13 protein-coding genes are annotated in these 14,772 nt (G+C 69.4%); 5 read left to right on the top strand and 8 right to left on the bottom strand.

What is annotated here, in order from left to right; genetic code table 11:
- Positions 1-78 precede the first annotated feature (78 nt).
- The 3 genes from ABIC90_RS21315 (at position 79) to ABIC90_RS21305 (ending at position 6,232) form a co-directional block, all read left to right on the top strand.
- Positions 79-1,197 carry a ligase-associated DNA damage response exonuclease gene (locus ABIC90_RS21315; protein WP_354357604.1) on the top strand — a complete coding sequence of 373 codons (1,119 nt, stop codon included), beginning with the start codon at positions 79-81 and terminating at the stop codon, positions 1,195-1,197.
- The gene (locus ABIC90_RS21310) at positions 1,194-2,873 is read left to right on the top strand and encodes an ATP-dependent DNA ligase (RefSeq protein WP_354357602.1); all 1,680 of its coding nucleotides are present in this window, start codon (positions 1,194-1,196) and stop codon (positions 2,871-2,873) included. The genes ABIC90_RS21315 and ABIC90_RS21310 overlap by 4 nt, the downstream gene beginning before the upstream one ends.
- 620 nt (positions 2,874-3,493) lie before the next feature.
- Positions 3,494-6,232, top strand: coding sequence for a ligase-associated DNA damage response DEXH box helicase (locus ABIC90_RS21305; RefSeq protein ID WP_354357600.1), 2,739 nt, complete (start codon positions 3,494-3,496; stop codon positions 6,230-6,232).
- A gap of 5 nt (positions 6,233-6,237) precedes the next feature.
- On the opposite strand, the gene trxC is transcribed toward ABIC90_RS21305, so the two are convergent.
- Entirely contained in the window at positions 6,238-6,684 is a 447-nt protein-coding gene (gene trxC, locus ABIC90_RS21300) for a thioredoxin TrxC (RefSeq protein WP_354357598.1), read from the bottom strand.
- A 50-nt stretch (positions 6,685-6,734) separates the two neighbouring features.
- Here trxC and pdeM point away from each other — a divergent pair, with 50 nt between their 5' ends.
- Positions 6,735-7,445: a ligase-associated DNA damage response endonuclease PdeM gene (gene pdeM, locus ABIC90_RS21295; RefSeq protein WP_436318232.1), complete on the top strand. Its 711-nt coding sequence runs from the start codon at positions 6,735-6,737 to the stop codon at positions 7,443-7,445.
- Positions 7,446-7,575: 130 nt separating this feature from the next.
- Here pdeM and ABIC90_RS21290 read toward each other — a convergent pair whose 3' ends face one another.
- From ABIC90_RS21290 to ABIC90_RS21280, 3 genes are read right to left on the bottom strand one after another with little or no spacing between them, the layout of a single operon-like run.
- Positions 7,576-8,106 (bottom strand): TPM domain-containing protein, encoded by a 531-nt coding sequence (locus ABIC90_RS21290; protein WP_354357594.1) that lies wholly within the window; start codon positions 8,104-8,106, stop codon positions 7,576-7,578.
- Between the two features lie 2 nt (positions 8,107-8,108).
- The gene (locus tag ABIC90_RS21285; RefSeq protein WP_354357592.1) at positions 8,109-9,032 is read right to left on the bottom strand and encodes a TPM domain-containing protein; all 924 of its coding nucleotides are present in this window, start codon (positions 9,030-9,032) and stop codon (positions 8,109-8,111) included.
- 12 nt (positions 9,033-9,044) lie between these two features.
- The gene (locus tag ABIC90_RS21280) at positions 9,045-9,644 is read right to left on the bottom strand and encodes a LemA family protein (RefSeq protein WP_436318233.1); all 600 of its coding nucleotides are present in this window, start codon (positions 9,642-9,644) and stop codon (positions 9,045-9,047) included.
- 73 nt (positions 9,645-9,717) lie between these two features.
- Between ABIC90_RS21280 and ABIC90_RS21275 the strand changes: the two genes are divergently transcribed.
- On the top strand, positions 9,718-10,473 hold the full coding sequence (locus tag ABIC90_RS21275; RefSeq protein WP_354357590.1) for a hypothetical protein: 756 nt from the start codon (positions 9,718-9,720) through the stop codon (positions 10,471-10,473).
- Between the two features lie 4 nt (positions 10,474-10,477).
- Here the strand turns inward: ABIC90_RS21275 and ABIC90_RS21270 are convergent, their stop codons facing one another.
- Genes ABIC90_RS21270 through ABIC90_RS21255 form a run of 4 tightly spaced genes read right to left on the bottom strand, consistent with a single transcriptional unit; the run spans position 10,478 to position 14,757 of the window.
- Positions 10,478-11,152, bottom strand: a complete 675-nt coding sequence (locus ABIC90_RS21270; RefSeq protein ID WP_354357588.1) for a cysteine hydrolase family protein — start codon at positions 11,150-11,152, stop codon at positions 10,478-10,480.
- On the bottom strand, positions 11,149-12,081 hold the full coding sequence (locus ABIC90_RS21265; protein ID WP_354357586.1) for an ABC transporter permease: 933 nt from the start codon (positions 12,079-12,081) through the stop codon (positions 11,149-11,151). The genes ABIC90_RS21270 and ABIC90_RS21265 overlap by 4 nt, the downstream gene beginning before the upstream one ends.
- Complete coding sequence (locus tag ABIC90_RS21260; protein WP_354357584.1) at positions 12,081-13,232, bottom strand: ABC transporter permease; 1,152 nt, start codon at positions 13,230-13,232, stop codon at positions 12,081-12,083. The genes ABIC90_RS21265 and ABIC90_RS21260 overlap by 1 nt, the downstream gene beginning before the upstream one ends.
- Complete coding sequence (locus ABIC90_RS21255) at positions 13,225-14,757, bottom strand: ABC transporter ATP-binding protein (protein ID WP_354357582.1); 1,533 nt, start codon at positions 14,755-14,757, stop codon at positions 13,225-13,227. Before ABIC90_RS21255 ends, ABIC90_RS21260 begins: the two co-directional genes overlap by 8 nt.
- Positions 14,758-14,772: the final 15 nt, after the last annotated feature.

The following is a 14,772-nucleotide window of genomic DNA, read 5'->3' as shown; positions in this document are numbered from 1 at the left end:
AAGTAGGCGCCGGCCCACAGCGCTTTGCGGCTGCCGTTCGGCGGCGGGAAGGCGCGGCACCGCCTACGATGGCGCGCTATGCCCGCGAAGGAAGATCTCGTCATCGCCCGGCCCGAAGGCCTGTACTGCCCACCCGGCGATTTCTACATCGACCCGTGGCGGCCGGTGGATCGCGCCATCATCACGCATGCGCATTCCGATCACGCCCGCATCGGCCACGCGCGCTATCTGGCGCACACCGACAGCGAAGGCACGCTGCGTACCCGGCTCGGGGCCGACATCAACCTGCAGTCGCTGCCGTACGGCGAAGCCATCGTGCACCACGGCGTGCGCGTGTCGCTGCACCCGGCGGGCCATGTGCTGGGCTCGGCGCAGGTGCGGCTTGAACACGGCGGTCGCGTGTGGGTCGCCTCGGGCGACTACAAGACCGAGCCCGACGGCACCTGCCCGCCCTTCGAGCCCGTGCCTTGCGACACCTTCATCACCGAGTCCACCTTCGGGCTGCCGATCTACCGTTGGCCGACGCAGGCGGTGCTGTTCTCGGAGATCGATGCCTGGTGGCGCGCCAATGCGGAAGCGGGCCGCGCGTCGGTGCTGTTCTGCTATGCCTTCGGCAAGGCGCAGCGCATCCTGCACGGGGTGGATGCGTCGATCGGGCCCATCGTGGTTCACGGGGCGGTCGAGCCGCTGAATGCGGTGTATCGCGCGGCGGGCGTGGCGTTGCCGCACACCTTTCGCGTGAGCGACGAGGGCGTCGATGCGGCGCTCCTGAAACGCGCCCTGGTGCTGGCGCCGCCTTCGGCGCAGGGCACGCCGTGGATGAAGCGCTTCGGCAACTACGCCGATGCGTTCGCGAGCGGATGGATGCAGCTGCGCGGCACGCGCCGGCGTCGTGGCGTGGACCGCGGCTTCGTGATGTCGGACCACGCCGACTGGCCCGGCCTGCAGCAGGCGATTGCCGGCACCGGGGCCGAGCGCGTGTTCGTCACGCATGGCAGCGTCCAGGTGATGGTGCGGTGGCTCACTGAGAACGGGTTGCAGGCGCAGGGCTTCAAGACCGAGTACGGCGATGAAGACGACCAGGAAACCCCCTCCCCCTCCGTGGGAGGGCAGGAGAGGGGGCAAGCGGCGATCGATGGGGACGCTGCCAGCCCCCATCCCAGCCTTCCCCCGGAGGGGGAAGGGGCGCAGACATGAAAGACTTTGCTGCGCTCTACCGCGAACTCGATGCGAGCACATCGAACCTCGCCAAGCAGGCCGCGCTGCAGCGCTACCTGCGCGACGCCGACGCGGCCGACGCCGCATGGGCCGTGTACTTTCTCGCGGGCGGCAAGCCGCGCCAGCTGGTGCCCACCAAGCTGCTGCGGCTGCTCGCGCGCGAGTCGGCGGGCCTGCCCGAATGGCTGTTCGACGAAAGCTACGACGCCGTCGGTGACCTGGCCGAGACCATCGCGCTGCTGTTGCCGCCGCCGGACAAAGTGCACGATCTCGGACTTGCGCAGTGGGTCGAGCAGCACCTGCTGCCGCTGCGCGAAGCCGCGAAGACCGCGCCCGATCAACTGCCGGACCGCCTGCGCGCGCAATGGCGACAGCTCGCGGCCGACGAACGGCTGGTGTACTTCAAGCTCATCACCGGTGCTTTTCGCGTCGGGGTGTCCAAGCTGCAGGTCACGCAGGCCCTTGCGGCGGTGGGCGGCATCGATGCCAAGCGCGTGGCGCAGCGGCTGATGGGCTACACGCACATCGGCGCGCGTCCGCAACCGGCCGACTATGCGGTGCTGATCGCGCCGGAGTCCGATGCCGAGCAGGTGCAGAAGACCAGCGGGCAGCCTTACCCCTTCTTCCTTGCGCATCCCTTCAACATCCCGCTCGCGCAGTTCGATGCGGTGCTGGGCCCGCCGGCCGATTGGATCGTGGAGTGGAAGTGGGACGGCATCCGCGCGCAGCTGGTCAAGCGCGCCGGTGTCGTGTGGGTGTGGTCGGGCGGGGAAGAGCTGGTGACCGAGCGCTTCCCCGAACTTGCGGTGCTCGGCGAAGCGCTGCCCGACGGCACGGTGCTCGACGGCGAGATCGCGGTATGGCGCAATCCTGAAATCTCGCCTGACGGCGAAGGCAAGGTACAGCCCTTTGCCGAGCTGCAACGGCGCCTGGGCCGCAAGACGCTGGGCCCGAAACTGCTGCGCGAGATTCCCGTGGTGCTGCTCGCCTACGACCTCCTCGAATGGGAGGGCCGCGACCTGCGCACGTTGCCGCAGTCGGAGCGACGCACGCTGCTGGACGAACTGGTCGCGCGCATGCAGCACCCGTCGCTGCGGCCCAGCCCGATGCTCACAGGCGTCGACTGGGCCGACCTCGCCCAGCAGCGCGAGGCCGCGCGCACCATGGGCGTGGAAGGAATGATGCTCAAGCGCCGCGACGCGCAGTACGGCGTGGGCCGCACCAAGGACGTGGGCGTGTGGTGGAAGTGGAAGATCGAGCCGCTCAGCATCGACGCCGTGCTCATCTACGCGCAGCGCGGGCATGGGCGCCGCGCGAGCATCTACAGCGATTACACCTTCGCGGTGTGGGACGGCCCGCCCGAGCAGGCAGACCGCAAGCTCGTGCCTTTCGCCAAGGCTTACTCGGGACTCACCGATGCCGAAATGGGACGCGTGGACGCGATCATCCGCAAGACCACGGTCGAGACCTTCGGGCCGGTCAAGAGCGTCAAGCCGACGCTGGTGTTCGAGCTGGGCTTCGAAGGCATCGCGCGCAGCACGCGGCACAAGAGCGGCATCGCGGTGCGCTTTCCGCGCATGCTGCGATGGCGGGAGGACAAGCCGGCGGCCGAGGCCGACACGCTGCAGACGCTGGCTGCGCTGCTGCCGTCATGACCGACCCGACAGACCCCGCATTTCTCCCTCCCCTTCCGGGGGAGGGCAGGGGTGGGGGCAAGCGGCGTATCAAGGATCGGCCGCTTGTCGAAGGCCGCGCGCCCCCATCCCAGCCTTCCCCCGGGAGGGGAAGGAGCAAGGCGGCCGATGCCGATCGGGTGATGGACCCCGCATTTCTCCCTCCCCTCCCGGGGGAGGGCAGGGGTGGGGGCACGCGGCGCGTCAAGGATCAGCCGCCCATCGAAGGCCGCGTGCCCCCATCCCAGCCCTCCCCCGGGAGGGGAAGGAGCAACGCAGCCGATGCCGATCGGGGGATGGACCCCGCATTTCTCCCTCCCCTTCCGGGGGAGGGCAGGGGTGGGGGCCAGCGGCGTATCAAGGATCAGCCACTTGTCGAAGGCCGCGCGCCCCCATCCCAGCCTTCCCCCGGAAGGGGAAGGAGCAAGGCAGCCGATGCCGATCGGGTGATGGACCCCGCATTTCTCCCTCCCCTCCCGGGGGAGGGCAGGGGTGGGGGCCAGCGGCGCATCAAGGACCAGCCGCTTGTCGAAGGCCGCGTGCCCCCATCCCAGCCTTCCCCAGGAAGGGGAAGGAGCAAGGCAGCCGATGCCGATCGGGTGATGGACCCCGCATTTCTCCCTCCCCTACCGGGGGAGGGCGGGGGTGGGGGCACGCGGCGCATCAAGGACCAGCTGCTTGTCGAAGGCCGCGTGCCCCCATCCCAGCCTTCCCCCGGGAGGGGAAGGAGCAAGACCGACGTCAAGGCGGCGCTCGATGCGTGGTTCGTCTCGCGCGGGTGGAAGCCGTTCAAGTTTCAACGCGAGGTGTGGAAGGCCATCGCCGAAGGCAGGTCCGGCATGCTGCATGCGACCACCGGCGCGGGCAAGACCTATGCGGTGTGGCTCGGCGCGCTCATGGCCTTCTCTCAAGCCCGCAAGGAAACGGCGAGGCCCGCCGCGCCGCCGCTCACCGTGCTGTGGCTCACGCCGATGCGCGCCCTCGCGGCCGACACGCTGCGCGCGCTGAAGCAACCGCTCGAAGCCCTGGGCGCCGAAGTGCGTCCGTGGAGCAGCGGCGCGCGCAGCGGCGACACCTCCTCGGCCGAGCGCAGCGCGCAGAACACGCGGCTGCCGACCGTGCTCGTCACCACGCCCGAAAGCCTGTCGCTGCTGCTCGCACGCGCCGATGCGAGCGAGGTGCTGGGCCGCGTCAGGATGGTGGTCGTGGACGAATGGCATGAGCTGCTCGGCAACAAGCGCGGCGTGCAGGTGCAGCTTGCGCTCGCGCGCCTCAAGCGATGGAATGCGGGCCTCGCGGTCTGGGGCATGTCGGCCACGCTCGGCAATCTGCAAGAGGCGATGCACGCGCTGCTGGGCCACGAAGACGGCGTGCTCGTGCAGGGCCAGGTGCCCAAGAAGCTCGTCATCGATTCGCTGCTGCCCGGCCGCGCCGAACGCTTTCCCTGGGGCGGGCACCTGGGCCTCACGATGCTGCCGCAGGTGATCGAGGAGATCGCCGCGAGCAGCACCACGCTGGTCTTCACCAACACCCGTTCGCAGGCCGAGATCTGGTACCAGGCGATGCTCGAAGCCAAGCCCGAGTGGGCCGGCACCATCGCGCTGCATCACGGCTCGCTGGACCGGGCGGTGCGCGAGTGGGTCGAGCTGGGGCTCAAGAGCGGCGAGCTCAAGGCGGTGGTCTGCACCTCGAGCCTGGACCTGGGCGTGGACTTCCTGCCGGTCGAGCGCGTGCTGCAGATCGGCTCGCCCAAGGGCGTCGCACGGCTGCTGCAGCGCGCGGGCCGCTCGGGCCATGCGCCGGGGCGGCCGTCGCGCATCACGCTGGTGCCCACGCACAGCATCGAGATGGTGGAGGGCGCAGCCGCGCGCGCGGCGATCGCGGAGGGCCACATCGAGGCGCGCCAGTCGCCCGACCAGCCGCTCGACGTGCTCGTCCAGCACCTGGTGACGGTGGCGCTGGGCGGCGGCTTCGTGCCCGATGACCTGTATGACGAAGTGCGCGGCACCGCGGCCTATGCGGCGCTCTCGCGAGAGAGCTGGCAGTGGTGCCTCGATTTCGTGTCGCAAGGCGGCCAGTCTCTTGCCGCCTACCCCGACTACAAGCGCGCGGTGCCCGATGCGCACGGCGTGTGGCGCGTGCCCGATGCACGGCTCGCGCGCCGCCACCGCATGAACATCGGCACCATCGTGAGCGATGCGAGCATGTCGGTGCAGTACCTGGGCGGCGGAAAGATCGGCAGTGTCGAAGAAGGCTTTGTCGCGCGCATGAAGCCGGGCGACTGCTTCCTGTTCGGCGGCCGGCTGCTCGAACTCGTGCGTATCCACGACATGACCGCCTGGGTGCGGCGTGCCAGCGGCAAGCGCGCCGCGGTGCCGCGCTGGAACGGCGGGCGCATGCCGCTGTCGAACACGCTGGCCGACGCGGTGGTGGAGCAGCTTGCGCTGGCCGGCGGGTCGCACTACGACTCGCCCGAGCTGCGCTGCGTGCGCCCGCTGCTGGAGATACAGCAGCAGTGGTCCGCACTGCCCACGCCGCAGACGCTGCTGGCCGAAACGCTCACCACGCGCGAAGGCTCGCATCTCTTCCTCTATCCCTTCGCGGGCCGTCATGTGCATCTGGGCCTTGCGAGCCTGCTGGCCTGGCGCGTGGCGCAGCACGAGGCGCGCACTTTCTCCATTGCAGTCAACGATTACGGCTTCGAACTGCTGAGCGCGACCGAGGTCGACTGGCCCGCGCTGTTGCCAGAGGTGCTGCGCCTGCCGCAAGGCGACGGCGACACCGATGCGCGCACCGTGCTGCTGCACGAAGTGCTGGCCTCGCTCAACGCCGGTGAACTGGCGCAACGGCGCTTCAGGGAAATCGCACGCGTCTCGGGGCTGATCTTCCAGGGCTATCCGGGCGAGAAGCGCAGCAGCAAGCAGCTGCAGGCGTCGTCGTCGCTGTTCTGGGAGGTGTTCCGCAAATACGACCCGCAGAACAAGCTGCTGCAGCAGGCCGAGCAGGAACTGCTGGCGCAGGAGCTCGAAATCGGGCGCCTGCGCGCGAGCCTGGAGCGCATCGCCACGCAGCAACTGGTGCTCAAGCCGATCGCGCGGCCGACGCCATTTTCTTTCCCGCTGATGGTCGAGCTGTTCCGCGAGAAGCTGTCGAACGAGAACGTGGCCGACCGCATCGCGCGCATGGTCGAGCAGCTGGAGAAAGCCGCGGGCGGCGTGGTCACGGCTGGCGGTGTGGAGCGCGTGAAGCGCACCATGGCGTTCGGGCAGGAGGGGGCGGGCAAGCCGCCCGCGCCGCGGCGCGAGCGCAGGCGGCCGTCACGGCCGTTGCCGCCGCTGTGAGCCCGTCAGGCGCCGTGCGCCTTCACCCAGCGCACGATGTCCGACGCGCTCATCGCACCGGCCTGCCGTGCCACCTCGCGCCCGCCGCGGAAGAGGGCCAGCGTCGGGATGCTGCGGATGTTGAAGCGCGCGCCGAGCGCGGGCACGGCTTCGGTGTCGACCTTGGCCAGGCGCACATGAGGTTCGAGCTGGGCCGCGGCTTGTTCGTAGCCCGGTGCCATCTGGCGGCAGGGGCCGCACCATGGCGCCCAGAAATCGACCAGCACCGGGATCTCGTTGCGCGTGATGTGGCGGTCGAATGTCTTTTCGTCGGGCAGCGCGGTCGAATGGCCGGCGAACAGCGCCTTGTGGCAACTGCCGCAGTCGGGCGCGTCTTGCAACTGCGCAGCCTGCACGCGGTTGGTCGTGTGGCAGTGCGGGCAGACGATGTGCAGCTTGGGCGATTCGGTCATGCCAAAGAGCTGGGGTTGGCGCGGGTGAATTGCAAGGCGGCAGCGGGCGCGTGCGCGGTTTGCGACACTCGGCGACCGTGACTTCCCCGCACCTTAGCGCTTCGACGCTCGATGTCCAATGGGCAGGCGAGCCCTTGCAACTGCTGCCCGAGCGCGCGCTATGGTGGCCCGGCGAGCGCGTGCTGTTCATCGCCGACCTGCACATCGGCAAGGCGGCGACCTACCGCGCGCTGGGGCAGCCGGTACCGGGCGGCACGACGCAGGAGAACCTGTCGCGGCTCGATGCGTTGATCGTGAGGCATGCGCCTCTGCACATCGTTTTTCTGGGCGATTTCCTGCATGCGGTGCAGGCCCGCACGCCGCAGGTGCTGGCCGCGCTCGCGGCGTGGCGCGACACGCACACGGCCATCGCGATGACGCTGGTGCGCGGCAACCACGACAGCCGCGCGGGCGGTCCACCGGCGGCGCTGCGCATCGAGGTGGTCGACGAGCCCTTCCTGCTCGGCCCCTTCGCCTGCTGCCACCACCCGCAATCGCATGCGACGCACTTCGTGCTCGCGGGGCATCTGCATCCGGTGTGCCGGCTCTACGGCCCGGGGCGCGACAGCGTGCGGCTGCCCTGTTTCGTGAGCGATGCGCAGCAGGCGGTGCTGCCCGCTTTCGGCGAATTCACGGGCGGGTGGTTGATGGAGAAGGCGCCCGGGCGGCGCTTCCATGCGGTGGGCGGCGAGACCGTGTGGGCGCTGCCGCCGGCTGACTGATGGTTTTGCTCCTTCCCCTTCCGGGGGAAGGTTGGGATGGGGGCTCGCGGCGCTTGAAAAGGCTGCGCGTGCGCGAAAGCCGCTTGCCCCCACCCCGGCCCTCCCCCGGAAGGGGAGGGAGAAAGAAAACTCAGAGCACGACCGGCTCGTCCGGCAACTCGTTCGTATCGGCCTCGTCCTCGGCCAACGGAAAGTGCGCGACCAGCAGGGCCGACATCTCTTCCAGCGCCTGCGTGAGCCCATCCTCGAAGCGGCCTTCGCGAAACGCGGTGCCCATGCGTTGCGCCATCGCGGCCCACTCGGCATCGTCCACGCGCGAGTCGATGCCGCGGTCGGCCACGATCTCGATCGCGTGCTCGGCCAGCAGCAGGTAGATCAGCACGCCGTTGTTGTGCTCGGTGTCCCACACACGCAGCTTGCCGAACAGGGTGACGGCGCGCTCACGGGCCGGCGCATGGCGCCAGAGATACGACATCGGCAGGCCGGCCTCGACGCAGATGCGCACCTCGCCGCTGTGGCGCCGCTCGCTCGCGGCCACCCGGCTTGCGAGCCGCTGCATCGCGTCGGCTGGCAGCACGCGGCGCACCGCGCTTTCATCGGTCCACCGGTGGCGCCAGATGCGGCCTAGCTTCGAGAAGAGCGTGGGTTCTGCAGTTGCCATGTTCACCAGTCTCCCGAGGCGCCGCCGCCGCCGAAATTGCCACCGCCACCGGAGCTGAAGCCGCCGCCCCCACCCCCGCTGCTGCCTCCGCTCCATCCGCCGCCACCGCCGCTGCTCCAGCCGCCGCCGCTCCCACCGCCGCCGCCGCGTCCACCACCGAACCCGGCAAGGCCCGCGAACAGCGAGACCATGAGTGCGACCATCCCGGCGATCACCGCGATCACGAAGCTGGTCGTGAGAAAGAACGCGACCACGCCGATGCCCCCACCCATGACCACCGAGCCCAGCGTCTTGCCCATCATGGCGCGCACGATCGGCGCGCCGACGAAGACACCGACGAACAGGAAGATCGCGAGGTTCTCCCAGTCGAAGTCGCCGCCTGAATCGCCATTGCCGCTGCTGCGCGAAGGCTCGGGCAGCGGCTCGCCGTCGACCAGGCCGATGAGCCGGTCCACCGCCGCATTCAGCCCGCCCGCAAAGTCGTTGTTGCGAAAGCGCGGCTTCATCTCCTCGTCGATGATGCGCACCGCCGCCAGGTCGGGCACCGCGCCTTCGAGCGCCTTGGCGGTGGCGATGCGCATCTTGCGATCGTCCTTGGCCACGATCACGAGGAGGCCGTCGCCCACGTCCTTGCGGCCGATCTTCCAGGCGTCGCCCACGCGCTGGGCATAGCTTTCGATGTCCTCGGGCTGCGTGGTCGGAACCATCAGCACGACGATCTGCGAGCCCTTGCGTTGCTCGAAGGCCGCCAGCTTGGTGTCGAGCCCGGTGCGCTGCGCGCTGTCGAGCGTGCCGGTCTGGTCGATGACGCGCGCGGTGAGCGCGGGCACGGGCAGCAGGCTTTGCGCCAGCACGGGCAAGCAGGCCCACGCCAGCGCTGCGACGAAGACTGCAGCCAGCGCGCGGCGGATCAGGGCTGCAACCATCGGCGCGTCTTCTTACTTCTTGGGTGCGCTGAAGTCGACGGTCGGAGGCGTCGAGATCTGCGCTTCGTTCTGCACGGAGAAGTTGGGCTTGGGCGCGTAGCTGAAGATCTTGGCCGTGATGTTGGTCGGGAAGCTGCGCGCGAGCACGTTGTACTCCTGCACCGTCTCGATGTAGCGGTTGCGTGCCACGGTGATGCGGTTCTCGGTGCCTTCGAGCGTCACGCGCAGGTCGCGGAAGGCCTGGTTGGCCTTGAGCTCGGGGTAGCGCTCCGACACCACCATCAGCCGCGACAGCGCCGAGGAGAGTTCGCCCTGCGCCTGCTGGAACTTGTTGAAGGCCTCGGGGTTGTTGAGCGTCTCGGGCGTCACCTGGATGGAGGTGGCCTTGGCGCGCGCCTCGATCACCTGGGTGAGCGTGTCCTGCTCGAAGCTGGCCTCGCCCTTGACGGTGGCCACGATGTTGGGCACGAGGTCAGCGCGCCGCTGGTACTGGTTGAGCACCTCGCTCCAGGCCGACTTGCTGGCTTCGTCGAGAGACTGGAACTCGTTGTAGCCGCATCCGGAGAGGGACAGGACCGCCGCGACCGCCAGCAGCCAGCGCTTCATCATCATCATCGTCGTCGTCTTCATTTGCATTACCTCCGCAGAACATCCCAGAAGAGCCGGACGGTAGCATAGGCGGCTCATGTCCCTCGATCCCCTACAGGCACTCCAGGCGGCCAACCGCCGGGTATCGCCCGCCACCGCGGCGAGCGTCGGCACGCTCCTTGTCGCGGGCGCCACCGGCGCGCTCGGGCAGGAGTTGTTGCGAAGGCTGGCCGGCAGCCACCGCTTCGCCCATGCACGCGTGCTGTCGCGCGAGCCGATGCACGACGGGGTGCGCGGCGTCGAAACCTTCCTCGGCCCCGACCTGCCGATCGCGCAATGGCCGCTGACCTCGGCCGACACCGCGGTCGTCGCCTTCGACCCGCCGCGGCTCTACCACGGCCGCGAGCGCGCGCTGTGGGTGCCCAAGCCCTCCGACCTGCCCGAACTCTCTCGCTGGCTGCGGGCCTGCGGCGTTCGCACGCTGGCCATCGTGCAGCCGCACGACCAGGGCCGCTTACCCGAAGCACTCAAGCGCGGCATTGCGAGCCTGGACGAGCAGGCGGTGGTCGCCTGCGGTTTCGAGCGCGTGATCCTGGTGCGCTCGGCGCGCAAGCCGCAGAACGCCGGCTTCGCCAACCCCGCCGAACGGTTGGCAGCCTGGATGCTGTCGACCCTGCGCCTCATGGTGCCGGCAAGCGAGCAGCCGGTGCGTGCCTCCAAGGTGGCCGAGCTGGTCGATGTCGCGCTGCGCATCGCACCGCCCGGCGTGCACGTCGCTGCGCCCGAGACGGTGTGGCAGGCCGCGCAGCCCCAGCAGATGCAGGACGTGGTGCGGCGCTGGCTGGGGCCCTAGCTTGTCATCCGCGCCATTGGCGCAGCAGCTCCGCCGAATCGAGCACCAGGCCCAAGTGCAGCGACACCATGGCGAGCGCCGCGTTCTCCAGATGCGCATCGGTGCCGCGCACCAGGTCGCGCAGCACGATCACGCGGTAGTTGCGGTTGTTGGCATCGAAGGCGGTGTTGAGCACGCAGCAATCGGTGAAGCCGCCGTTGAGCACCACCGTCTCGATGCGCTGGTTGCGCAGCAAAAAATCGAGGTCGGTCGGATAGAAGGCCGAGAGCCGGCGCTTGGTGTCCACGCGCATGTCGCCGGGTTCCACGCGCGTGACCCATTCGGTCCAGCGCGAGCCTTCGATGGCGTGCGCGTTGGCATTCGGAATCTCGCCCACATGCAGCGGAAAGGTGCGCCGCCAGGCGGACGGGATGCCGTGGATGTCGTCTTCGCCGCCCGGCCGCAGCACCGACTTGATGTGCACGATGCGCACGCCGAGTGCGCGCACATCGTCATGAAAGCTGTCGATGGGTGCCACCACGTCGCGCGCACGCGGCGCGGGGCAGGGGCAGTCGGGGCTGTCATCCAGATGGCCGCGGTGCATGTCGATGGAGACGACCGCGGTGGTCGCGGGGTTCAGGTAGTCGGCGAACTGCGCCGCGTCAAGCTCGCGCCCCTCGTTGTAGACCCAGACCTTCATCGGCGTTCTTCTCTCACATAGGGTTGGCCCAGCGCACCGGGTTCGTCGTCGCCGCTGCGCTTGCCGAGCGCGACCCAGATCATCACGCCGAGCGTGACGGCATACGGCGTCATCATCACGAAGTACTGCGGCAGCTGCACGCCGGCTGCCGCCAGTTGCGGAATCAGCGCCTCGATGCAGCCGAACAGCAGCGCGCCCACCAGCGCCTTCCATGGCGACCAGCGCGCGAAGATCACCAGGCCCACCGCGATCCAGCCGCGCCCGCCGGTCATGCCCGCGATCCACAGCTTGGTGCTGACCACCGAGATGTATGCGCCCGCCAGCCCCACCAGCGCCGAGCCCGCGAGCACCGCGACGAAGCGCCATGCAGTCACGCGGATGCCGGCCGCATCGGCCGCCTGCGGGTTCTCGCCCACGGCGCGCAGGCGCAGGCCCGTGGAGGTGCGCGCGAAGAACCACGCCACCGCGCCGAAGATCGGCAGCGTGAGCCACACCATCGCGTTCTGCTCGAACAGCTTGCCCACGCCGGGCAGCATCGACAAGGGCCACAGCGCCATCGGCCCGATGCCTTGGGTGGCGTGGTTGGTCCATTCGGCCATCGAGCCAACCAGCGCGGTGAGCCCCTGGCAGAAGAACACCAGCGCGAGGCCGGCGATCACCTGGTTCACGCGCAGCCAGATCACCATCACCGCGAACAGCATGGACACCACGCTGGCCGCGAGCATGGCCAGCACCAGCGACACCACTGGCTGGCCGATGGCGATCTGCGCGCCGATGCCGGCCAGCGCGCCGACCAGCATCAGCCCCTCGGCGCCCAGCGAGAGCACGCCCGCGCGCTCGCAGATGATCAGGCCCAGCGCGGCCAGTGCGTAGGGCACTGCGAAGTCCGGTGTGCTCGCGAGCCAGTTCAGGACGATGCTGCCGTCCATCACACAGCCTCCGCGCCCACGCGCCGGATGCGGTGGCGGATGAAGAAGTCGCTGGAGGCCACGCACACCACGATCACCGCCTGGATCAGCTGCACCATCGAGAACGGCACCTGGTAGAACACCTGCAGGCTGCGCCCCGTGACGAACAGCGCCGCCACCAGCAGCGCCACCACCGTGGCCGCCAGCGGGTTGTTGCGCGCAAGAAAGGCGATGAGGATGCCCGAGAAGCCGTAGCCTTGGTAGAAAGCCTGCGTGAGCCGCCCCTCCTGCCCCGCGACCACCGCGAAGCCCGCAAGCCCCGCCATCGCGCCCGACAGCAACACGGCCCCGTAGATGGTGCGCCGCACCGGCACACCGGCCGCGTGCGCCACGCGCGGGTTCGCATCGACAAAGCGCAGGTAGAGCCCCGCGCGGCTCACGCCCACCAGCCACCACGCCAGCAGCGCGACGATGCCCGCGAGCAGGATCGCGCTGCCCACGCCCGCACCCAGTTCGGGCAGCCGCTCGAAGGCGCGGAACTGCGGCGAGTAGGGGAAGTTGTCCTTCGGGTCTTTCCAGCTGCCGTACACCAGGTGCAGCAGGAAGTTGGCCGCCATGTAGTTGAGCATCAGCGTGGAGATGATTTCGTTCACGCCGAGCTTCAGCTTGAGCCACGCCGGGCCCAGCACCCACAGCAGCCCGCAGCCGACGGCGGCGACGAACATCAGCGGCAGGCGCAGGTTCTCGGGACCGACCTGCCACATCGAGACGGTGGTGGCGCCGATGGCGCCCCAGATCATCTGGCCTTCCAGGCCCAGGTTCCAGAAGCGCGCGCGAAAGGCCATGGCGCCCGCGAGCCCGACCAGGATCATCGGCGCGGCCTGGAACAGCACGGCGCGGAAATTCTGTCCGTCGAAGAAGGTCTGCATCACGAACTCATTGGCGAGTTCGTCGGCGGGCACCCCTGCCGCCACGAGGATCGCGGCGGAGATCGCCAAGCCCACCAGCAGCGCGATCGCGAGGATCAGCGCCTGCCAGCGCCAGGCCATGTGCTGGCGGATCTCCAGCGCGTAGCGGCGGCTGGCCAGAGGTTGGTGCGCGCGCACCGGCTCGGTCGTTTGCATGTCGGTCTTCGAGGGATGCGCCATGGCGGCGAGCGATGCGTCAGCCATGGTCCACCATCGCCTGTCCGATGGCTTGCCGGTCGGCCGGTTGTGCGAACTCGCCGGCGATGCGTCCGCGCGTCATCACGCCCACGCGGTCGGCGAGTTGCAGCACCTCGTCGAGGTCTTCGCTGATCAGCAGCACCGCGGCGCCGCCGTCGCGCGCGGCGCGCAGGCGCGCATGCACCTCGGCGCTGGCGCGCACGTCGAGCCCGCGGCTCGGGCTGTGCGCAAGCACCAGCGTGGGCGACTTGCCGAACTCGCGCGCGAGCACCAGCTTCTGCGCATTGCCGCCCGAGAGCAGCGCGGCCTTCTGCGCGACCGAGCGAACACCCTGCACGTCGAAGGCGCGCACGGCTTCCTGCGTATCGCTCTGGATGCGGTTGCGGCGCAGATGCCATACGGGGCCGTAGCGCCCGCTGTGCACGCGGCCGATGGCGTAGTTCTCGGCAACCGACAGGCTGCCCGCGAGTGCGAGCCCGTAGCGATCGGCCGGGATCGCGGCGATGCCGACGTTGCGGCGCGCGGGCGCGGTCATGGTCTTGAGGTCGCCATGGCCTTCGAGATGCATCTCGCCTTCGAGGCCACCGCCGGCATCGGGCAGGCCCATGATGGCGCCGGCCAGTTCGCTCTGGCCGTTGCCGCCGACGCCGGCCAGGCCGTAGATTTCGCCGGCATGCAGTTCGAGGTTCACACCGTCGAGCACCCGCAGGCCCTGCGGCGATGCCGCCGAACGCAGTCCCCGCACCGACAGGCGCACAGGCCCGCGCGGCGCCTTGGCCGGTTGCGACGAAGGCGCGGCAATGGATTCACCCACCGTGAGCTTCACGAGTTCGCTCACCGACGTGTCACCGGGCGCCAGCGTTGCCACGGTGCGGCCGCCGCGCATTACCGTCACGCGGTCGGCGTACGTCTTCACGTCTGCCATCTTGTGCGTGACCAGCACCACGGCGGAGCCGCTGCGCGCGAGCCCCTGCACCGTTTGCAAGAGGCGCGCGGCCTCCTGGTCGGTCAGCACCGCAGTGGGTTCATCGAGGATCAGGATGCGCGCCCCCGCGAGCAGCACCTTGAGAATCTCGACGCGCTGCTGCTCGGCGATCGAAAGCGCGTCGATGCGCTTCGAAGGATCGATGTCGAAGCCCAGCTCCGACGCCTTGTTGCGGATGTCGCGCGAGATCTCGCGCAGCCGTTCGCCGTGGCTTTGGAATCCGGCCGACGGTGGCGCGGTGAGCAGGATGTTCTGCGCCACCGTGAACGGCCGCACCAGCTTGAAATGCTGGTGGACCATGCCGATGCGGTGCTTCGCTGCATCGCGCGGGCCGGCCAGGCGCACCAGGTTGTCGTCGACCAGCAGTTGGCCCGCCTCGGGCGCGTAGAGCCCGGCCGCGATGTTCATCAGCGACGACTTGCCCGCGCCGTTCTCGCCGAGCAGCGCATGCACCTCGCCCCAGCGGGCGGTGAAGTGCGCGTCGGTGAGGGCCGCGAAACCGTCGAAGGTCTTGCGGATGCCGGTGAGCTCCAGCGCGTTGGGCATGTCGGTCTCGCTCTG

This window comes from Variovorax boronicumulans (genome assembly GCF_040544675.1).
Taxonomy (GTDB): Bacteria; Pseudomonadota; Gammaproteobacteria; order Burkholderiales; family Burkholderiaceae_C; genus Variovorax; species Variovorax boronicumulans_D.
Note: the sequence above shows the minus strand (reverse complement) of the source record. Positions and strands in the feature narration are given on the sequence as shown.